The organism is Paenibacillus sp. J22FR5 (assembly GCF_059691975.1).
The window spans coordinates 60,833-81,879 of the sequence record NZ_JCAUAN010000002.1; the positions used below are offsets into that span (position 1 = coordinate 60,833).

20 protein-coding genes and 1 pseudogene are annotated in these 21,047 nt (G+C 45.5%); 16 read left to right on the plus strand and 5 right to left on the minus strand.

The annotated features are described in order from the left end of the window. The first annotated feature begins 53 nt into the window (after positions 1 to 53). The 3 genes from AC58P7_RS03390 (at position 54) to AC58P7_RS03400 (ending at position 3,916) form a co-directional block, all read left to right on the plus strand. Positions 54 to 2,270: a GDYXXLXY domain-containing protein gene (locus AC58P7_RS03390; RefSeq protein WP_497340010.1), complete on the plus strand. Its 2,217-nt coding sequence runs from the start codon at positions 54 to 56 to the stop codon at positions 2,268 to 2,270. A 40-nt stretch (positions 2,271 to 2,310) separates the two neighbouring features. Continuing rightward, positions 2,311 to 3,177 (plus strand): EamA family transporter, encoded by an 867-nt coding sequence (locus AC58P7_RS03395; RefSeq protein WP_497340011.1) that lies wholly within the window; start codon positions 2,311 to 2,313, stop codon positions 3,175 to 3,177. Positions 3,178 to 3,286: 109 nt separating this feature from the next. Further along, positions 3,287 to 3,916 carry a hypothetical protein gene (locus AC58P7_RS03400; protein WP_497340012.1) on the plus strand — a complete coding sequence of 210 codons (630 nt, stop codon included), beginning with the start codon at positions 3,287 to 3,289 and terminating at the stop codon, positions 3,914 to 3,916. A gap of 91 nt (positions 3,917 to 4,007) precedes the next feature. Here AC58P7_RS03400 and AC58P7_RS03405 read toward each other — a convergent pair whose 3' ends face one another. The 4 genes from AC58P7_RS03405 to AC58P7_RS03420 all read right to left on the minus strand — a co-directional run bounded on the left by AC58P7_RS03405 (position 4,008) and on the right by AC58P7_RS03420 (position 7,386). After that, positions 4,008 to 5,240: a threonine synthase gene (locus tag AC58P7_RS03405; protein ID WP_497340013.1), complete on the minus strand. Its 1,233-nt coding sequence runs from the start codon at positions 5,238 to 5,240 to the stop codon at positions 4,008 to 4,010. A 34-nt stretch (positions 5,241 to 5,274) separates the two neighbouring features. Next, positions 5,275 to 6,021 carry a YheC/YheD family protein gene (locus AC58P7_RS03410; protein WP_497340014.1) on the minus strand — a complete coding sequence of 249 codons (747 nt, stop codon included), beginning with the start codon at positions 6,019 to 6,021 and terminating at the stop codon, positions 5,275 to 5,277. Then, on the minus strand, positions 6,014 to 6,415 hold the full coding sequence (gene panD / locus AC58P7_RS03415) for an aspartate 1-decarboxylase (protein WP_497340015.1): 402 nt from the start codon (positions 6,413 to 6,415) through the stop codon (positions 6,014 to 6,016). Before panD ends, AC58P7_RS03410 begins: the two co-directional genes overlap by 8 nt. Before the next feature lie 206 nt (positions 6,416 to 6,621). After that, positions 6,622 to 7,386 carry a sulfite exporter TauE/SafE family protein gene (locus tag AC58P7_RS03420; RefSeq protein ID WP_497340016.1) on the minus strand — a complete coding sequence of 255 codons (765 nt, stop codon included), beginning with the start codon at positions 7,384 to 7,386 and terminating at the stop codon, positions 6,622 to 6,624. A gap of 196 nt (positions 7,387 to 7,582) precedes the next feature. Here AC58P7_RS03420 and AC58P7_RS03425 point away from each other — a divergent pair. Both AC58P7_RS03425 and AC58P7_RS03430 read left to right on the plus strand, forming a co-directional pair. Beyond that, positions 7,583 to 8,910, plus strand: a pseudogene (locus AC58P7_RS03425) (MFS transporter). 98 nt (positions 8,911 to 9,008) lie between these two features. Next, positions 9,009 to 9,449, plus strand: a complete 441-nt coding sequence (locus tag AC58P7_RS03430) for a GNAT family N-acetyltransferase (protein WP_497340017.1) — start codon at positions 9,009 to 9,011, stop codon at positions 9,447 to 9,449. Positions 9,450 to 9,533: 84 nt separating this feature from the next. On the opposite strand, the gene AC58P7_RS03435 is transcribed toward AC58P7_RS03430, so the two are convergent. Next, positions 9,534 to 10,418, minus strand: a complete 885-nt coding sequence (locus AC58P7_RS03435; RefSeq protein WP_497340018.1) for an AraC family transcriptional regulator — start codon at positions 10,416 to 10,418, stop codon at positions 9,534 to 9,536. 146 nt (positions 10,419 to 10,564) lie between these two features. Between AC58P7_RS03435 and AC58P7_RS03440 the strand changes: the two genes are divergently transcribed. From AC58P7_RS03440 to AC58P7_RS03490, 11 genes are all read left to right on the plus strand, one after another. Beyond that, positions 10,565 to 11,695: a Gfo/Idh/MocA family protein gene (locus AC58P7_RS03440; protein WP_497340019.1), complete on the plus strand. Its 1,131-nt coding sequence runs from the start codon at positions 10,565 to 10,567 to the stop codon at positions 11,693 to 11,695. 44 nt (positions 11,696 to 11,739) lie between these two features. Next, the gene (locus AC58P7_RS03445) at positions 11,740 to 13,410 is read left to right on the plus strand and encodes a DUF4091 domain-containing protein (RefSeq protein WP_497340020.1); all 1,671 of its coding nucleotides are present in this window, start codon (positions 11,740 to 11,742) and stop codon (positions 13,408 to 13,410) included. A gap of 170 nt (positions 13,411 to 13,580) precedes the next feature. After that, complete coding sequence (locus AC58P7_RS03450) at positions 13,581 to 14,477, plus strand: LysR substrate-binding domain-containing protein (RefSeq protein WP_497340021.1); 897 nt, start codon at positions 13,581 to 13,583, stop codon at positions 14,475 to 14,477. Between the two features lie 138 nt (positions 14,478 to 14,615). Next, positions 14,616 to 15,500 (plus strand): transporter substrate-binding domain-containing protein, encoded by an 885-nt coding sequence (locus tag AC58P7_RS03455; protein ID WP_497340022.1) that lies wholly within the window; start codon positions 14,616 to 14,618, stop codon positions 15,498 to 15,500. A 40-nt stretch (positions 15,501 to 15,540) separates the two neighbouring features. Then, the gene (locus tag AC58P7_RS03460) at positions 15,541 to 16,317 is read left to right on the plus strand and encodes an amino acid ABC transporter permease (RefSeq protein ID WP_497340023.1); all 777 of its coding nucleotides are present in this window, start codon (positions 15,541 to 15,543) and stop codon (positions 16,315 to 16,317) included. Next, entirely contained in the window at positions 16,314 to 17,024 is a 711-nt protein-coding gene (locus AC58P7_RS03465) for an amino acid ABC transporter permease (protein WP_497340024.1), read from the plus strand. The genes AC58P7_RS03460 and AC58P7_RS03465 overlap by 4 nt, the downstream gene beginning before the upstream one ends. Next, positions 17,021 to 17,773, plus strand: coding sequence for an amino acid ABC transporter ATP-binding protein (locus AC58P7_RS03470; RefSeq protein WP_497340025.1), 753 nt, complete (start codon positions 17,021 to 17,023; stop codon positions 17,771 to 17,773). Before AC58P7_RS03465 ends, AC58P7_RS03470 begins: the two co-directional genes overlap by 4 nt. A gap of 34 nt (positions 17,774 to 17,807) precedes the next feature. Next, entirely contained in the window at positions 17,808 to 18,818 is a 1,011-nt protein-coding gene (locus AC58P7_RS03475; RefSeq protein ID WP_497340026.1) for an LLM class flavin-dependent oxidoreductase, read from the plus strand. Between the two features lie 18 nt (positions 18,819 to 18,836). After that, a complete protein-coding gene (locus tag AC58P7_RS03480; protein WP_497340027.1) occupies positions 18,837 to 20,018 on the plus strand; it encodes a M20 peptidase aminoacylase family protein in 1,182 nt (393 codons plus the stop codon). A gap of 2 nt (positions 20,019 to 20,020) precedes the next feature. Continuing rightward, the gene (locus AC58P7_RS03485; RefSeq protein ID WP_497340028.1) at positions 20,021 to 20,497 is read left to right on the plus strand and encodes a DinB family protein; all 477 of its coding nucleotides are present in this window, start codon (positions 20,021 to 20,023) and stop codon (positions 20,495 to 20,497) included. 13 nt (positions 20,498 to 20,510) lie between these two features. Then, positions 20,511 to 21,041 (plus strand): GNAT family N-acetyltransferase, encoded by a 531-nt coding sequence (locus tag AC58P7_RS03490; protein WP_497340029.1) that lies wholly within the window; start codon positions 20,511 to 20,513, stop codon positions 21,039 to 21,041. Positions 21,042 to 21,047 lie beyond the last annotated feature (6 nt).

Here is a 21,047-nt window from a genome sequence, read left to right on the forward strand (position 1 = left end):
AAATCAGCGATCTCCTGTACAATTAGAAGTAAGTCGAGAGGAGGGAAAACAGCATGAAATCCAACAAAATCATGATCCAACTTGGGTATGTTTTGGGGGCTAGTGCTCTTTTAACTGCTATCGGTTACTTCTTCGCTTCCAACTGGGAGAAGTTAAACCGATTAGAGAAATTTATTCCAATATTTGTGCTCATTTTGGGGTTTTACGGTCTATCTGTTTGGCTTTCTCGCCATGTCGGAAGAGAGTTTTTAAGTAAATTAAGCCTGTTTGCCAGTTGTATTTCCTTCGGTGTTGGGGTCGGCCTAATTGGCCAGACCTACAATTCTCATGCAGACAGCTACAGCTTGTTTCTCGTGTGGTTTCTGCCTGCCATCCTGTATGCGATCTTAACCAGGTGGCAGCCCTATTATGTCTTAAGTTATATTCTTGGCCATCTCGCGTACGGAATGTTCTTCTTTCCGAAATGGGGGAGCTACTCCGAAGCGGAAGGAGCTACCATCGCCATCTGGTTAGGTTTAGCTATTGTGAACGGCACCTTATTCATCTTGTTTGAGAAGGGACGATTACAATCGCCATTTCTAAAATGGGTGACTTTTCAAGCAACGATCTGTATTTTCATCATCGTTTCATTTTCCCAAACCTATGAACATTATGGGATTTGGATGAACCTGCCTCTCATAGCCGTGCTTACTTTAGCGGTTATGTATGCGCATAAGATACAAAATAAAATGTATCTGTTGTTCTCAGGACTTTGGGTATCAGCGGCTATTACCGTCAAATACATCGAGTTAATTATTGAATATCATAATGAGTTATTTTTTATCCTGAGCTTGTTGTTCGTCATTGTGTTTATTGGTGCGAATGTCATGTTCATGAACTATGTACGTGCTTGGCGACCTGCCGCTGAGAAAGTAGAAGAGAGTGAAGGCGACGACTCTTCACAATCCGCCAATATAGACGGAGATTTCACTAAATGGATCGTTCGAGTACTGACGATTTCCGTGATTATCATTGGTTCACTGTTAGGCAGCGTTACACTTATCGGTCTAGTTACAATCGTCCTTGGATTTGACAACCCTCAGAATATATTCATTGGGTATGGCTTCCTATCCGTCATTGCGATGTTAGCTGCAAAGAAGTTCAATGTCTTAGCTCGATTTACCATCCTGATTAGTGGACTTATGCTGGGCACGGGTGCAGCAGTTGGTACAGAGCAATCGACGATGCTGCTCATCTTCCTAGCTTTAACATTAGTTGCGTTTATGTATCTGACTGGATTGGTTACAAGGATCCTATTCTTCTTAGCATCTGTCATTATCTTGGCATTTGTCTTGTTCGATTGGATCAACAGCGGTGTCGCGGTGCTTAGTATCTTATCCGGCTTGCTGTTCCTACTATTCGCAGGTGGACAGTTGATCCGTCAAGCGTCGTTCCGCGAGCCAATTCTTTACGGATCCTTCCCATCGTTCCTACTGGCACTGTTTGCTTTAACCTTTATGACGGAGTCAGGATGGTACTACGTAACAAATGTGCTGTTCTTTCTACTCGTACTAGCGGCTATCTTGGTCAGCAGGCAGCTTCACGTGCGATGGGTATTCGCTTGGTCGATGGGCTTTTGGATCGCCTTCCTCGTGTACAAATATTACGATTTGGCTTGGAAGCTTCTCCATAAATCAATTAGCTTCGCCATTATCGGAGTTCTTATTCTAGGAGTCACGGTGTGGATTGAAAAAAGGCAGGGACTTGAACCCGACGATGCCTCGTTAACTCGTCCGGGGTATGGAGCTAATCGTTGGATCATCGCCTTATTAGTTTTATTGCAAGTAGCGGCCATGTCTTTGCAAATTGGCAAAAGCGAGTATCTGCTCAGTCATGGTAAGCTGATCAAGCTGCAGCTGCAGCCGCTGGACCCTCGTTCCCTGATTCAAGGTGATTACGTTCGCTTGCGCTATGTGATTTCGGAGCCTCCGATCTATCAAAATAACCTGGAAGAACGGACTTCCAAGGGGAAAATAGCCGTAGTTCTTGGACCAAATGCTGCAAAAGAAGGTTATGAGTTTCGCCGGGAATATCAATCAGGGGAGCAGCTTGCACCAGATGAAGTCCGCTTGAATGGTGAAAGAGTTGGCTATGAAGGGGTCGAGTATGGCATAGAGAATTTCTTTGTCTCGGAAGGTACGGGTAGGGTTTACGAACAAAATGCGAAATTTGCCGAAGTAAAAGTATCTGCTGGCGGCGATGCGATATTAGTTCGCTTAACAGATAAATAACACCAAGCATCTTTAGAGAAAGAATGAGGTAACAAACATCATGTGGCTCCTATATTCCGTCCTCGCAGCACTTTGCTTTGGGCTGCGAGGAATTTTGTATCATTGGTCTAGTCAGCAATCGCTGAATCGAAATGTATTGCTTTGCGGCACATTTGCTATGGGGGCAGTTATTAGTTTAGCATGTGCCCTTATTTGGCAGTCGGAGTGGGCAGTATCTGCGCTAATCGGGATTCAAATGGGGTTATTTTCCTTTGGCGCCAATGCTAGTATGTTCAAAGGTTTTGCAGTGGGTAAAGCTTCGTTAGTTGCGATTTTGACGGGGCTGCCCTCTGTGGTTGTTGTTCTATTTGCTTATGTCCTCTGGGGTGAACGGCTGAACTTGCTTCAGCTGTTTGCCTTTGTTGTCATTGTTATCGGTATTTTATTTGTTAGATATTCCAATGATATTACGTTGAAAAACTTGCAAGGAGCAGGTTGGGGTGCCATCGCACTCCTCCTATTTGCGGGCAACGACTTGTCCAGTAAATGGACAACACTCGTTCATGCATCGTTATTCCCGACGTTGTTCTTTATGTTCGCAACAGGTACCCTTTGCTTCGCTATTTGGTGGTGGAAAGATAAGAAACAAGGATCAGCACAGCAAGCGGCGGGGAGCACGTGGACCGAACACAAAACCTTCCTCTTTGGCATGATTGTTGGTATTACCAATGTATTAGGTATGATGTTCATCATTCATGGATTTGCTCATGGGATAACAGGGCTTGTTTCGGCCGTCGTTGCCCTCAATGTATTGATCGTTTTACTGTATACGCGGTTTATTTTGAAGGACAAATTCTCCAAGATGGAACAATCTGGATTAGCAATTGCCATGGTAGGCATATTGATGATGAAGCTAGTTGCGTCTTAAAATTGCATTTTACCATGTAAATTGCAACATATACTTTCTGATCTTGCGTAAATGCGTTACAATAGGAATATTCGTGCCATTAAGAATGATTCAGGAGGCTATATCGACAATGACAGACAAAGATATCGAAACACAAGCACCCATAGAGAACGAACATGATCCAGAACGTGATCAAGCCCAAGTCATTATTACATGGTTCCAACATATCCAAGAAGTTGTGAAGGAACAATTTCCTGAGTATGAAGTCGATGGTCAAATTGGTAACAATCCGACGTATGGTCCGATGTTTGCTTTTACACTTACAAAAGATGAGAAGTCCACAGCATGCGGATTTTTCTTAAATGAAATTATGAGAAATTTCCAAACGAATCCAAATGCAGGTCTATGGTTGTCCTCTTTCTTTGTTGATTTGTTGAGAAGCGACGAAAGTCACCTTCTGCCGAATCCGCCTCAATCCGAAGATGAAGCCAAAGAACTATTGGACAAGCATATTGTTCCTTATTGTGCGGCTACTGTTCGTGAAGAGTTCCCGGATCAGAAGATTTACGTGGACCTAGAGCTTCATGAAGAACACGGACCGGTGCTTGAAGCTGGTTTTGTAGCTGTCGAAGAGGGGAACAATACCTGTGCACTGCCGTTGCAATATTTAATGACGTTATATTTATTAAACCGTGATCCAGCAGAACCGCTGATTCAAGCGATGTACCGTTTGTATGAGGAAAACAATTTAGGTCAATAAGGAATTGAACAAATCGAGCCTCCCCTTATGGAGGCTCGATTTGTTTTTCGGTGAGAAAAGGAGCTGACCTTGCCGAAATAGTAGTCTCAGTTCATAGGTTCCTATAGACCATAAACTCGTCATAGGTTTTAATGATGGGAATGGCTGCACTTGCTCCAAGCTTTGCATATTTCATCGCATGTGAAGTGTTGAATAGTACCACAGAGTCGCTGGGACGTAGCCACCTGTTATCGCAAAGAGCAAGCATGGCTGCCCAGGTCGCCGCACCCTCAGGGGAAGAAGAAATCCCTTCCGAACCTAAGCTTAGCGTGGCTTCCGCAATTTGCTCTTTGGAAACAGCGATTGCGGTTCCGCCGCTTTGCTCAACAATCGACAGAAGCAGTGCCAAATCCGGTGGATTGGGCACACGCATGCCAGTCGGGTTGGGGATGACTTTGGCTGCGGGAGGCAGACTTTTAGCCGTTGACGTCAACGTGGGCGCTTTCTTTACACCGTCCACAATAGGCTGGCAGCCTTCCTCTTGCACACACACAAATCTTGGCATATCGCAGTCGATGAAGCCTAGCGCCTTCAGCTCCAGGAATGCTTTCCACATGCCAATAATACCGGAGCCGCCTCCCGTAGGATAGATGATCACATCGGGGAACGTCCATCCCAGCTGCTCGGCGAGCTCAAGTCCCATCGTTTTTTTGCCTTCAACCCGTCCGGGCTCCTTCAGTGTGCCAACATTCACCCATCCCTGCTCTATTCGGCCCGACTCAATGATCGCGGCAGCATCATGAATAAAACCATCGACAAGAACAGTCGTTGCACCGTACAATGGGCACTCATCTACAATGAGTGAGGGACAATCCATAGGGATAAAGACGAAAGCTTGAATGCCCGCTCTTCCTGCATACGCAGCTAAAGCACCTGCCGCATTTCCATTGGAAGGAACAGCGGCTTTTGTAGCTCCAGCTTCCTTCAATAAGGAGACCGCAACAGAAAATCCTCGTGATTTAAAGCTGCCCGTTGGGTTCTGATCTTCTCTTTTGATCCACAGACGTTTGAGGGGGAGTTTGTTCTCCCAGCCGGGCATGTGAAGCAGAGGCGTCCAGCCTTCACCTAATGAGATCATATTTGCTGGATCGCGTACAGGAAGCAGCTCCCGATATCTCCACATCGAGGGGTATCGCAGCTGTAAAGACTCTTTCGTTAATGTTCGTGCAACGTGCTCTAGATCATAGTCTACCAATAACGTGCCACCGCATTCGCATTTCATGTCTTGATAGCGGAAGGGCAGCCTTGCAGAACATCGTGAGCAAATTAGCTCCCATTGTTTCATTTCTGGGCCTCCTCAGCGCCTCTGGAACGAAATATCATTGGCTTTTCCTGCGCGCATGAAATGATTTGATTTTGCGAAAGGCAGCTTTATTTGGCAATTTCAAGAATAACTCCAGCATTGGGGCGAAATTCACTTCAATAATCCAAACATGACCTTGTTTATCAAAAGCCATGTCAATACCCATGGTTCTCACCCAACGGTAAGAAGGACCTAACTGCGCAGCCGTTCGCAGTGCAACCGCATGCAGCTCAGTTACCAGTTTAGAACGCTGAAGGTTTCGAAGTCCAGAGTGCCCGAGAGCGTTCTCTACGGTGACAACCTTGCCTCCGCTCCTGCGAATATTCGTGACAATAAAGCCTTTCCCGGCCACTTTCGCTAACATCCCAGTTACTTGCCAATTCGCATTCGGGTGACGCTGAACCATCACTCGAAGATCAAAGGGACGGCCATTCTTAGTGGCAAGGTTGATACGCTGTTGGACGATGTAGTTTTTACTGGCTTTCTTTTTGATAAAAGCATTGACTTCCGCTGGTTCTCTATACGTACGTTTTTTGGCTCCATCTTGAAATTCGTAGGTGGAGCTATCGATGGTTTTCACACGGATGACGCCGTTTCCGCCATAACTGCCTGTCGGTTTAAGGATGATTTGACTATACTTAGCGAGCATACGCCAGAAGCTGCTGACGCTCAACCAGCTTGTTTCAGGCAGAAAAGCTTGAAGCTTCTTTGACTTGCGCAGCAGTTTATATTTGGTCCATTTGCTCGTTGATAGATTACTCATACGCTTTCTCTTCTTGCCTTTGAATGACTAAATCATGTTCCTCCACCTGAAGGAGCTGGTTATGTTCGTCTACGAAAACAACCTGCGGCTTAAGTATATGAATTTCCTCTTCGCTCATAAGTCCCATACTGAGAATAATCACGAGGTCGCCAGGGGAGAAGAGATGGGCGGGCGGGCCGTTTAAGCCAATTTTGCCACAACCTTCTGGAGCGGGAATCGCATATGTTTTCCAACGTGTTGCGTTACGCAGACTGGTTACTTGAACCATTTCATAGGGATAAATATTCGCTTTGCGCATCAGTAAACCATCAATGGTAATGCTGCCTACATAATCCAAATCGGCTTCCGTCACGGTCGCACGATGAATCTTCCCTTTACACATAAGTCGCTGCATGTACAGTAGCGCTCCTTTATGATCACATGTTGTTCTTCACAACGTATGAGAGAGACAAGTATCACGGTTCAGGCATGGGCCTATTTCTATTGAAAAATGGGCTTCGCAGATGGGGATTAAACTTCATTATTTCCTGGGTAACCGCATAATCCGACAAGTGAGTCCCCATAGACACAAAAAAACAGAGCCTAGGGCTCTGTTTCAATTTAAATTAATTTAAGGCCGCTAATTAAAACTAAGGTGGCAATAATCGTACGAAGCACAGTGGTAGGAGCTTTCGTTGCAAGCATGCTTCCAATGAGTACCCCGGGAATCGAACCAATAAGAAGATTAACGACGAGTGTAAAATTTACATTCCCCATACTGGCATGCAGGATACCAGCCGTCGAGGCGAGTAGAAAGGCATGCGCGATATCCGTACCAACGAGCTGTGCGGGAATCATTCGGAAAAAGTAGAGCATGGCAATGGCATACAAGGAGCCGGAGCCAATAGACGTTAATCCAACAATGAAGCCAAGCACTGCACCAATCGTAATCGTCAATCCGCGTTTTTCGTTTAAGGATTTCAGCTGCCAACGATTTTCTTTGAGTTTGTGTCCGAAGAAAACCTTGAACATGGTCGCAAAGGCTACAAGAATCAACACATAACCTAGCGCGTGCTTGATGATTACTTCTTGATTGTCAAAGAAAGAGTCAAATGCTTTCAGGAACACGACGGCAACGATCACACCTGGAATACTGCCGAGAGCCAGCATTTTAACCAGCTTAAAGTCAATTGTTTTCTGCCGCCAATGCTGGATCGTACCAAAAAGCTTCGTAATCGAATTGTACAGAAGGTCTGTCCCTACAGCAATGGAAGGATGAATACCAATTAAGATCAAAATCGGAGTTAGCAAGGAAGCGCCCCCGACACCTGTCATTCCGACCAAAAATCCAACAATAACACCCATTAGAATAATACTCAAAGTCATGTTGTCATGTCCTCATTTCAATTACCCACTAAACATATTGGATTAATTTTAGTCCCGGATTAGATATTTGTAAAGAGAAATTTTCAAGGCTTGTGTGCATCTCGTGCGTAGACTGTTCGCTATCCTTCAATTATGGAATCAGTTACAATGGATAGACGTGTCAAAGTCAGCTTAGTTAGCTTAAGGAGGAACATCTATGCGTAATCGTACTACCGTTATGGTCAGTATCGTACTGGCCATGTTAGTCGTGTCAATGGATACGACAATTGCCAATACGACGATGCCGATTATTGTGAATGACATTGGTGGAAATAGCCTATTTGCCTGGGCATTTACCTCTTATATGGTGCTATCTACCGTACTTGCCCCTTTAGCAGGACGATTATCAGATTTATTTGGGCGTAAAAGAATATATGCCGCGGGCATCCTTTTGTTTCTTGGGGGTTCCGTCCTGTGCGGATTATCGGATAGTATGGTGCAGTTAATTATTTTTCGGGCTATTCAAGGGATTGGTGCAGGAGTCATGATGCCATTTCCATCCATTATTGCCGGAGATATTTACCCGGTGGAACAGCGGGGGAAGGTGCAAGCCTTATTCACAGGGATGTGGGGGTTATCAGCGATCTTAGCACCAACCTTAGGTACCTTTTTCGTGACGTATTTAAGCTGGCGGTGGATTTTCTTCGTGAATGTTCCGATATGTCTCATCGCGCTACTAGCTTTACTACCGTATAAAGAAGTGTACCAACCGAAGAAAGCAGTGATCGACTATTGGGGTGCGCTCTTATTTGCAAGCGGGATTTCATCTTTACTTCTTACAACCGTCGTCCATTCCTATACATACATTTACGGGGCTGTTGGCGTTCTGCTGCTCGCCGCTTTCTTCGTTTATGAAAAAAGGCATCCTGCCCCAATTGTTCCTTTGAATTTGATGAGAAACCGACCCGTGGCGTTAATGATAGGGGGTTCCTTTCTTAGCTGTGCCGCACTCTTTGGGACGTCCAGTTTCATCCCTCTCTTCTTGCAAAATCAAGGGTACTCGCTATTCGTCAGCGGCATTGCGCTGCTAGCACATCAATCGGGTGGATGGCTGTTGCCGTCCCTAGCGGGAAGTGGGTGCTGCGATTCGGTTATAAACCGCTGCTGCTAACGGGAAACGCTTTACTTGTCGTAACCGCGGCGTTGCTCTTTTACATACGTGAAGGCACCTCGTTTTGGTACATTTTCAGCTCTCTTACCATGTTGGGTCTTTCGTTTGGACTTCTGTTTACGGTATCAACGATCGGTGCTCAACAGCTAGTAGAGGCTCATCAGAAGGAGATTTCAACCTCCCTGCAGCTATTCGCACGGAATATTGGAACAGCGGTCAGCGTAACAGTAATGGGCTCGATTGTAACAAAATCAGACGTGTTCTACACGGGCATTCATGGGATGTTCGTTTATGGGCTCATTGCTAGCGCGGCAGCTTTCATAGTGCCTTTTGCGATAAGGACGATCAAACATGAACACCAATTGACTTCTTAAGTACAAATAGAATGGGCTCGTATAGAGCACCAGCTTAAGTTGACAGCATGACCAAGTTAGTAGATTATGGGTAGATATACGACTACAGAAAGAAGTGAATGAACGTGTTACTGAATGTGAAGTCTCGCCTGCATGAAGGTGAAATTCTGCAATTGTTGAGCTATAGTGTATTCCCTGACGATGATAGCTTACAGGCTGCCCTCAGCCTATATGAAAAAGATGAAAATACATGGGTGTTCGCCTATGAGTCGGAGGGGACACTTGTCGGAATCATCGGCTTTATGCTGAATGAGAAGCAGGAGATGACGCTGAATCATCTAGCGGTTGAGCCAGAGAGCAGAGGCGTAGGCTTCGGTCGGGGGATGCTGCTTGAAATTATTGAAGACATGCAGCCTGCGCGCATCACGGCAGAAACGGATGAAGATGCGGTGCAATTTTATCGAAATGTCGGGTTCGTAATTCGCAGCCTTGGCGAGAAATATCCCGGTGTAGAGCGATTCCTATGCACATATGAAGTCGAGGAAGACGAAGAAGAATGAGAAAAAGAAAAATCCCGAGTGTCTGCAACCATGCAGCATCCGGGATTTTTCTTTTATGGGAAGATGATGGCTCACATGCGTGATTTAACGGTTCTTGCATACTCGGAGGGACTCATTTAAGGTTGCCTTCTTAAAGGCTTTGGAGAAATAGTGGACGGAACTGAATCCCAGTTGTCTGGAAATCTCGGTGAAATTGTACGTTTCCTCACGAATCAGGATTTTGGCCTGATCGATTTTTAACTTGGCGAAATATTCCATGATGGTATAGTTCGTATGTTTTTTGAAAAGCTCCTTGAGCTGCGTTTTACCTACACAGAATACTTGGCTGATCTCGTTCAAAGTAAGATGGGCATCGATATGATCCGACATATAGCTCATCACTTTGCTTGTTAGATCGTGGACAGACTTCTCCTTGGCTAATGTTGAAAGGGAAGTGTCAGCCTCTGTTGGAGCTGTTTTCCGTAGTAAACGTAACAAGAGGATTTCCAAATAGCTCTGTATCATTTGCTCACTACCAACTGGTGCATCTTGTCGACGTACGAGGGGATGACCGAATGGAAATTGAAAGGCTTGCTGGCCTTCTCTCACGATTTGAGCGAGCAAATTACGTTCCTCATCCTCTAAAAAAAGTACCTTCTGCTCAAAAAAATGCATCGCTTTCGAATGACAGTCGAACGTCATGACGATTAAATTCGGAGCTTTGCCTTTGGTTGCATAGAAGCTATGAAATTCATTGGGTTTATGAAAAATAATAGACCCTTGCTTAAGCAGGTAGCGATTTTCATCCGCATGAACTTCGACCTCGCCGCGATCAACATAGAGAAATTCCCAGAAGTCATGCTTCTCCCCATTGAACGAATAATCCTTCCCAAACTCGAAGTAGTGCATCGTTATGACTTTATTGATAACAAGACTCATCTTCAAATGGGTCCGCTGATACTCGGTGGGGTTCGTTTCGATACTTGCCATGGGTGTCACTCCTGATCTTTCATTGCAAAGCATATAGGTCTATCATATCACAGCAGAAATAACAAAAAAATCGGCTTTCAGGACAAAGAAAAGGCGGAGGTCATCTTTTATAATCAAGGTATCGTAAAGTTTGAGGGGGAGTTAGCATGAAGATAGGTGTAATTGGATATGGCAAGAGAATTGGTGATGTTATTAAGGAAGTACTGAAGGCAGATGCGGACTGCCAAATTGCGGCGATAGTAGACGTACGTAAAGACATGATTAAAGCTCAGCTTGGGGAGCAAGGTTGGCATCATGTCAGGTATTATGATACGGCTGAACAAATGTTGGAATCCGAACAATTAAACGGAGCTATGATCGGTACGCGTTGTAATCTTCATACGACGATGGGGTTGAAGGTGTTACACCATAATCTTCCCCTCTATATAGAAAAGCCAGTAGCTACAACCTACGAAGATCTATTGAGCTTAATACAAGGTTACGAAGCATCGACATCACCTGTCGTGGTCTCGTTCCCATTAAGAACAACCTCCATCGTGGAGCTGGTTAAGGAGATCGTCAAATCAGGCAACATAGGCACAGTTGAACATGTGCAAGCCATTAATAATGTGCCGTATGGGCGTGTGTATTTCCAAAGTTGGTACCGTAATGAGGAAGAAACCGGAGGGCTTTTCCTGCAAAAAGCGACGCATGATTTTGACTATATCCAAGCTGTGCTAGGGCAGAAGCCGGTCAGTGTGTGTGCGATGAGCTCCAAGCAAGTATTCAAAGGCAATAAATCCGCTGGACTCACATGTGTGGATTGTGAAGATAATCGCACCTGCTTGGAGAGTACCATTGCGGCTACAGAAGAGCTTGATCCTACATGGCAATATTGCTGTTATGCGAAAGATACGGGAAATGAAGATTCAGGAAGTGCGCTGTTCCGATATGAAAGCGGTATGCATATGTCGTACTCACAAAACTTCTTTATTCGCAGAGGTGCTGCTGCGCGTGGTGCGCGATTTATGGGATATAAGGGGACGGTAGAATTTGATTTCTATACCGGTCAAGTCAAGGTGTATATGCATCATACGGCTCGTGTAGAAACCTATGAGTTTGAAGCAGGAAGTAATCATTTCGGTGGTGATGAGAAGCTGGCCCGCAATTTTGCGGCAATCATGAAGGGAACAGCGAGTTCCATTTCTACACTTGATGATGGTTTGATGAGTGCTCTGATGTGTATGAAAGCGCAGGAATCTGCACGCACGGGTACTTTTCAGGCTCTAAATTGGTAAGTTTGATCATGCGAACTAGCAGAAGTTGAAGGGAGTGGGATCGAATGGAGAAAAAGATCACTTTTCAAACCGTGAACTTGAGCTCATTATCCAAGGTTTTTGCAGATGAAGCTCCACGTGATGCTATCTATACGCACGCGACAGCTCTTAGAGGAGAGATTTTCGCTTTTCAGGTTGCCTATACGTCGAATGAACTACTGAAAAACATAGGGATTGGTGTCTATTCAACCCTTGGTCTTCCTTTTACAATCCGAGCTGTTGGCCTTGTTCCTTCGGAAATGCCTTGTTATGCAGACCATGATGACAATGTGCTGCGTACAACTCCGGGATTGTATCCCGATCCGCTGTATCCGCTTGAAGATATGACCGTAACAGCGCTCCCTGGACAATGGCGTTCTATCTGGATCCAAGTTGAACTGGATTCGTCTATTGCTGCTGGCATGTATACCGTGCATGTTGGTTTCTTATCTGCAGAAGGTGAGAAGTTAGGTGAGGAAGAGCTAAAGCTTAACGTAATCGCCGCAACGCTTCCGAAGCAGAAGCTGATCCATACGGAATGGTTTCACGCGGACTGTTTGGCTACACATTACAAGGTAGCTGTATTTAGCGAGGAGAACTGGAGGCTCATTGGGGAATTTATCGATACAGCCGTCAAGCATGGTATCAATATGATTCTGACCCCGATTTTTACACCACCGTTGGATACTGTAATTGGGGGTGAGCGACCGACGGTGCAGCTGATTGGTGTCGAAGTCGCTGAGGATCGTATCAACGAGAATACGACGTATCAATTTGACTATTCAAAGCTGGAGCGCTGGATCGCACTCTGCCAGAGCAAGGGAGTCGAATACTTTGAATTCTGTCATTTATTTACCCAGTGGGGAGCCAAGCATACACCGAAAATTGTCGCTACCCTAAATGGTGTAGAACAGCGTATCTTCGGTTGGGAGACGGACGCCTCCGGAGAAGCCTATGCCCATTTTCTAGGACAGCTCCTTCCTGATCTGGATCGCGTCATCCAAAGACTTGGCATCGCTTCTTGCAGCTATTTCCATGTGTCCGATGAGCCTGTACAGGCTCATTTGGAATCGTATAAAAAAGCGAGTGATCTGGTTCAGAAGCTGCTTCCTCCAGAATATCCGATTATCGATGCTTTGACGGAGATCTCGTTCTATGAGCAGGGCATTGTTCAGAATCCGATTCCGTCAAACGATCATATCGGTCCTTTCTTAGATGCTGGTGTTCCTGATTTATGGACGTATTATTGTTGTGCACAATACAAAGAAGTGTCGAATCGTTTTTTTAATATGCCTTCCGCTCGCAACCGAATCATTGGGCTGCAGTTGTATAAGTTCGGCATTCAGGGATTTCTACATTGGGGATATAACTTCTATTACTCCCAATATGCCATTAAACAGTTGGATCCGTTTAAGGTGACAGATGCCTTGCATGCCTTTCCTTCAGGAGACAGCTTTCTGGTTTATCCTGGTGAAACGGGGCCCATTGAGTCCATTCGTTTGGAAGTATTCTATGAAGCGCTGCAGGATTTACGTGCATTGGAACTGCTGGAGACATTTATTGGCAAGGAGCGTACGGTTGCATTAATAGAAGAAGGCTTGGGAGAACCGATTACCTTCTCTGTCTATCCTCAAAGCACCGAGTGGATGCTGGATGTGAGAGAGAGGATTAATGGGGCGATAGCAGCCTATAGTTAAAAAGAGGAGATACAAGTAGCAAAGCTGCCCCCAAATAAATTTGGGAAGGCAGCTTTTTTTATGTATTGACACTTTATGGGTGTTGCTCTATAGTTATACCAACATAAAACCGAGTTACTTAATCGGAATAATAAGTTTAAAATTTTGCTTTACTGATTGGGGGAGTCAGATTGAACATCGAGAATATCGAAGCTTTCGTTTATGTGATTCATTACGGCAGCTTTAACAAAGCGGCGGAAGTACTTTTTCTATCCCAACCATCGGTCACAGCACGTATACAATCACTTGAACGTGAGCTGGACTGTCGGCTTTTCGAACGAATTGGAAAGCAGATTTCTTTGACAGATGATGGGAAAAAGTTTCTGCCATATGCTCAACAGCTACTACAAACTTTTCAAAAAAGTAAAATTCAATTGAAGCAGAAACGTACACTGCCAAACGAACTGCGTGTGGGATGTACAGTGTCTGTATCCAACTATATTATTCCAACGATCATTCCGAAGATGAAGATCAAATACCCAGATGTGAACTATAAGCTGACAACGGCTGGATCCGAGGAAATTATTACCAAAGTGCTGAATCGGGAACTTGATTTAGGTTTTGTTCGAAATATTAGTCACCCGAATCTGCTCTCGGCGAAAGCTTATGAGGATCCTATTCGTCTCTATGTGTATGAAGGCCATCCGTTTATAGGAAATGATGCGATATCCATTGATAATATTGGTGAATATCCCCTTGTTTTTTTCGAGTGCGGCTCACTCGATTGGATGCGAATACACCGGTTATTTGCGAGTATGAGCCAGCCTCCCAACATCGAATTTCAGACGGATACGCTAGAGACGGCGAAAAAATTAGTGCTAGGGCGCGTTGGGATTGCTTTTCTTCCAAGTCTATGTGTCGAACAGGAAGTTAAGGAGGGGAAGCTGTTTCCCATTCAGTTTCCAGAAATAGCAGGTATTTCGTTGCAAACGAACATGATTGCATTGAATGGGGAGAACGCGCTATTTTTCAATGCAGCATTAGATTTGTGTAAAGGGATCGCGCAATCGATTCGGGATTGTATTTGACTTCTCGATATGCATATAGAAAAACTCTATTATCCAGTTCAAGAACTTGATGATAAATTAAAGGCATAGCTATAATTCATACAAAACAAGTAGGAATTATATGAATTAAAAAATATGGATAATTCGGAGGGGTTCACGATGAAACAATTCACAACACTTACGGTAACAACATTAACTTTAGCTTTGGTAGTTGCAGGTTGCGGCTCCAAAAGCGAGACAACGAATGCATCCCCTAAAGCAGCAGCTGCTGAGGGCACGAAAGCGCCAGTTGCAAGTGCGGCAGCAACGACAGCACCTGTCAAAGTAAAGAAAATTATCGTAGGAACAGGCACTCAATTCCCTAATGTTGCCTTTCTTGATAAAGACGGTAAATTGACTGGTTATGATATTGAATTAGTGAGAGAGCTTGATAAACGGTTACCCGAATATGAATTCGAGTTTAAAACGATGGAGTTCGCTAACCTGCTGCTTAGCTTGGAAACGAATAAAATTGACTTCGTTGCTCATGAAATTGAGAAGAACAAAGAGAGAGAGCAGAAATATCTGTTCAATAATGAGCCTTATGCGTACTGGAAAACGAAAGTCATTGTAGCCAAAGATAACACAACCGTGAAATCGATTGATGATTTGAAAGGCAAGAAAGCATTAACAACGGCAACTAGTGCAGAAGCGACTTTGCTAGAGAATTACAACAAGGCTAATGATAATGCAATCAAAATTGTCTATCAAAGTGGAGCGGCGAATGATTTGGTCACGCAGCTTACAACAGGTCGTGCGGATGGATCGCTAGGCGCTGATTTCTTGCTTCCGCTAGTTGATCCCCAAAGCAAATTAAAAGCGGTCGGACCGATCATTGAAGAAGCCGAAGTGCGTTTCTTATTCCGCAAAAATGATAAAGACGGGCAAGAGCTTGCGGACAAAATTGACGTGGCACTGAAGGCTGTAAAAGCGGATGGCACACTATCGAAGCTGAGTACGCAGTGGTTGGGTGGAGACTTCACGAAAAAAGAAGATACGAAATAACTAAGCATTCTATGACTTTAAGAAAGGTGAGATCGCCATCATGGCAACCCAATTCGATATCACCTATGTATTCGATTTCCTGCCTAAATTACTGAACTACATCCATATCTCTTTATTCATTGTTGCTTGTTCGATGGTGCTCGGGGTCGTCTTTGGATTTCTCATTGCGCTTCCCCGGCTCTATCAAATACCTTTTGTGCAACGGTTGTCGCAAATCTATGTTTCCTTTTTTCGAGGTACGCCGATTCTGATCCAGCTGTTTCTGATCTACTACGGACTTCCCGAAATGCTGAAGTCGATTCATGTAGATGTCTCGAAAGCGCCGGTATTAACCTTCGTCATTCTAACCTTTGCTCTGCATTCTGGCGCTTATATCTCCGAGGTGATTCGAGCAGCAGTCAAGGCTGTTGACAAAGGCCAAGTGGAGGCTGCCTATTCCGTCGGCATGACAGGCTACCAAGCCTTTACGCGTATTATTATGCCGCAAGCACTGGCTATTTCACTTCCTAATTTTACGAACCTACTCATCGCGAACTTAAAGGATACGTCACTGGCGTTCTCGCTCGGAGCGATGGAATTGATGGGGAAGGCACAGACGCTCGGAGCGGCCACACAGCATTTTATGGAAACGTATATTTCCTTATCGATCATTTATTTCGTTATCTGTTTTGGATTAGAGAAGCTGTTTATGTATATGGAGAAACGATTGCTCCAGCATGAGCAACCGCTAGTGACCGAAGAGCGTCAACCTTTCTCTCGCCGGTGGTTCAAAGGTGTCTGGTCCTCGCAACCGGATAAAGGGGGCTTCCAAGCATGAGTATCGATCCTGGATTCATATGGACTGCCTTTGTACAATTGCTGTCTGCACTACCTACCACGCTCATCATTACTGTAGTTTCTGTCTTTTTTGGATTTATCATCGGTGCAAGTGCAGCTTTAATCCGACTATACCGCGTGCCTTATATTCATTACATCGCAACGGCATATGTGACATTTGTTCGTGGTACACCGATGCTTATGCATCTGCTCCTCATCTACTTCGGATTACCAATGATTATCGATGGGATTTCCGTTGCTATGGGTTGGAGCTTCCGTTCCGTATCAATTCCAATGATAGGGTTCGCCTTCCTGTCCTTCTCGATCACGGCAGGGGCTTACCTCTCCGAGGTCGTGAGATCGGGTATTGTAGCGATTAATCGCGGGCAACTAGAAGCCGCCTATTCCATTGGAATGACCACTCCACAGGCACTTCGCCGCATTATTTTGCCTCAAGCGTTTGCGGTCAGTTTACCGAACTTATCCAATACCTTGATTGGCATGCTGCACGGCTCAACGCTAGCTTTCACTGTATCCGTTGTCGAAATAAACGCAAAGGCGCAAATTGTCGCAACAACAAATTGGAAATTTTTCGAAGCATATATCGCGGCAGCGCTTCTGTTCTGGGGGATCACCTTCCTTATCGAACGAGCCACAGGCTTCCTAGAGAAACGAATCAATCTGTATAACCGAGGTGGCGTATCATGATTCAGTTGACGAATATCACCAAATCGTTTGGCAAGAACGAAGTACTGAAAGGAATCAACCTGACGGTGCAAAAGGGGGAAGTCGTCTGTATTCTTGGCCCTAGCGGTTCGGGGAAAACAACCCTGCTGCGCTGCTTGAATTATTTGGAGAAGCCAAATCTCGGCGAAGTGAGCATAGGGGATTTCACTGTGAATTGCAAGCGTCCAAGCAAAGGGGAGATTCACGCGCTTCGACAAAAAACAGCCATGGTGTTCCAACATTACAATTTATTCAAGCATAAAACGGTGCTCGAAAACGTCATGGAAGGGCTCGTTATTGTCCAGAAGCTGCCGAAAGAGAAAGCTAGAGACATCAGCGTGAAAGTACTGGAGAAAGTCGGGTTGGGGGCTAAACTAGACGCTTATCCAAGCCAGTTATCCGGCGGACAACAGCAACGCGTAGGTATTGCGCGTGCGCTGGCTTTGAATCCGGAAGTTATTTTGTTCGATGAACCAACATCTGCACTTGATCCTGAGCTTGTCGGTGAGGTGCTAGATGTCATTCAGAAGATTGCGAAGGAAGGCATAACGATGATTATCGTCACACATGAAATGGGCTTTGCCCGTGAAGTGGCCAATCATGTGGTCTTTATGGATGAAGGTGTAATCGTCGAAGAAGGCAAGCCCAGAGACATTTTCGGCAATGCCAAAGAAGAACGCACAAGACAATTTCTAAAGCGAATTACGCCTGAGTGGAGCTACAACATATAGCGTGAAGTCAGAAACGGAAATGGAGTGTACGATCATGGGAATTAAATTGAGTATATTGGATCAAAGTGTGGTTTTTCCAGGGGAGACGGCTTACGACGCTTTCCAGCATACGATTGAACTCGTACAGAAGGCAGAAGCATTGGATTATCACCGTTTCTGGGTATCTGAGCATCATGATTCTGAGCAGGTAGCAGGATCATCGCCTGAAGTATTGATTTCACATCTGCTTGCCAAAACAGAGCGTATTCGCATTGGCTCCGGTGGCATCATGCTGCAGCACTATAGCCCCTACAAGGTGGCTGAGAATTTCAACGTGCTGGCTTCCCTTGCGCCAGGCAGGGTAGATCTCGGTATAGGGCGCGCACCGGGCGGACTCCCTCGCTCAACCAAAGCACTGCAGCAGGGGATTACAGAAGCGGCTTCCTTGTCTGATAAATTGGATGATCTTCAGCAATTTGTGAAAAATCAGCTGCATGACGAGCATCCCTTGAAGGGTTTACGCGTCTCGCCAATCCCTACCGTACCCGTGGATATTTATATCCTCGGAGCAAGTGCAGCGAGCGCACAATCGGCGGCTGAAGCCGGATTACCGTACGTTTTCGCACAATTCATTAATGGCGATCATGCGATTGCTGAATCTGCTTTTGAGGCTTACCACAAGCACTTTAATCATGAAAAAGGCACACAACCGAAGCTGCTTCTAGCGCTCTCCCTTATCGTTGCAGATACGGAAGAAGAAGCTAGTGAGCTTGCAGGTGAATATAAAAATGTGAAGATTCATTTAGAAAATGGCAAGACCTTAACCGTGGGCACGCTGGAACAAGCGGAGGAATACGGTCGCCAAACACAAGCGAAGTTTACCGTTGAGGAGAAACAAGCAGAGATTACCAAAGGTACGAAAGAGCAGGTTCGTCAAAAGCTGCTCGAGATTCAGCAGAAATATGGTGTCGATGAATTTATCGTAACGACATCCGTGAAGGATTTTAGCAAACGAATCCGTTCCTTCGAGCTACTGAGCGAAGCTTTCGCGGAATTATTGGTATAAGTGCAAGGAGGAATAAGGATGAGCGGTTCAACTTTCCATCAGACGACACCGGATTTTGCTCAGAAGCTGGTTGAGATCCGGCGTCATCTACATCAGAATCCTGAATTATCCCATGAGGAGTATGGAACAACAGCTGCGATTCGTGCTTGGCTGACGGAAGCTGGTATTCGCATTGCGGATTTCCATCTCAAAACCGGCCTTATTGCTGAGGTAGGTGGCGTGCAAGCAGGGCCGATTGTGGCGATTCGGGCGGATATTGATGCCCTTCCGATTCATGAAGAAACAGGACTTCCTTTTGCTTCACAGGTAGCAGGAAAAATGCACGCTTGCGGACATGATTTCCACACGGCCGCTGTACTTGGGACAGCGATCCTACTCAAGCAACAGGAGAGTGAACTGAAGGGAACGGTTCGATTCATTTTTCAGCCCGCTGAGGAGAAGGCGCAAGGCGCGGAACAGGTCATCAACAGCGGAGCATTGCGTGGGGTGCGAGCGATCTATGGGATGCACAACAAACCGGATCTCCCTGTCGGTACGATCGGGATTAAATCAGGACCTTTAATGGCGGCGGCGGACGGATTTGTGATCGAGGTTGAAGGACTAGGCACACATGCGGCTGTTCCGGAAGCGGGGATTGACCCGATTGTTACAGGAGCGCACATCGTGACCGCGCTTCAATCCATCGTGAGCCGTAACATTAGCTCGCTTCAGAGCGCTGTCATTAGTGTGACTCGGATCCACAGTGGCACAGCTTGGAATGTGATTCCGGATAAAGCCATTCTAGATGGCACATTACGCACTTTTGAAGAAAGTGTCAGATCGCTGATTATCAAAAGGTTTGAGCAGGTTGTGCACGGTGTAGCCGCCGCTTATGGGACGCAAGCAGCTGTTCGTTGGATTAAAGGGCCGCCATCCGTGTTCAATGATAAGGAATTAGCACGCTTAGCATCGGATGCTGCTGAACTGGCTGGTCTTGAGGTCATTACACCTGTGCCGTCACCGGCTGGAGAAGATTTTGCATTTTATCAAAAAGAAATTCCAGGTGTTTTCGTCTTCATGGGTACATCAGGTTCACAAGAGTGGCATCATCCTGCATTTGATCTTGATGAACGAGCCTTACCGATTAGTGCGCGATATTTTGCCATTTTAGCCAAAAAAGCCTTGCAGGAACTATCATCTGACATACCACTGGAGGTATAAACATGAGTTCAACGATCCCGAATTTATCATCCTATTTGCATACACACCAACAACTGCAAGAAGCCATTCAAGGACTGAGCGAAGGTCAATTGACTTGGAAATCTGCACCGGATAAATGGAGCGTAATTGAGGTTCTGTCTCATTTGGCCGACCATAACATCGTCGTTTCGTTCCGAATTCGCGCTATTATTTCTGGTGCATCGGCACAATTGCCAGCTTTCGATCAGGATCCATGGGTCAGCAGCGCCAAAGCTAATGAAGGTTTAGCTTCGGATATTTTAGATCTATTTCAATCGTTATTAGTGTATAACCATGCCTTGTTTGGACGGTTATCCCCCGATGATTGGGACAAAACAGGCGTTAATTTCAAAGGACAAACACTCACATTAAAGGATGTTGTTCATTCCTTTATCGCACATGTGCAGGTACATTTGGCACAAATAGCACGGATCAAGAACGCATTAGAAGCGCGCGTATAGGGAGGAATTACGTATGGCGGATGCAAAAGAGGTTCACATTCGAGAAGCGAATGATGGTGACCGCGAGGCGATTCGAAGAGTGTTGGAAGACGCATATGGCCAATATCGCGCTGTGCTGCCTCCGGAAGGCTGGGATCAATATAAGGAAAATATTGTCGCTTCGGTTGATAGTGGTAAGCCTATAGCACGTATTATTGCTCTGATTGACGATGAAGTTGTTGGAAGTTCGCTCCTATTCCAATCTTCCGAAGCCGCTTATGGAGCTCCAGAGCTTGAGATTGAGTCCCCCATCCTTCGTTTACTAGCTGTATCGCCGAGTGCTAGAGGAAAGGGAATCGCTACAGAACTGATTAAAGAAAATGTGAAACGCGCTGCCGAGCTAGGTGCAGCCACACTCCATTTGCACACCTCGGATATGATGGAATCGGCTGTGAAGCTCTATGAACGTTTGGGCTTTGAACGCGCCTATGACAAGGATATTCAAAAAGGTGATATTCTCGTGAAAAGCTATCGACTGAACATACACACCGCAGCTTTATTGTGAAAGGAC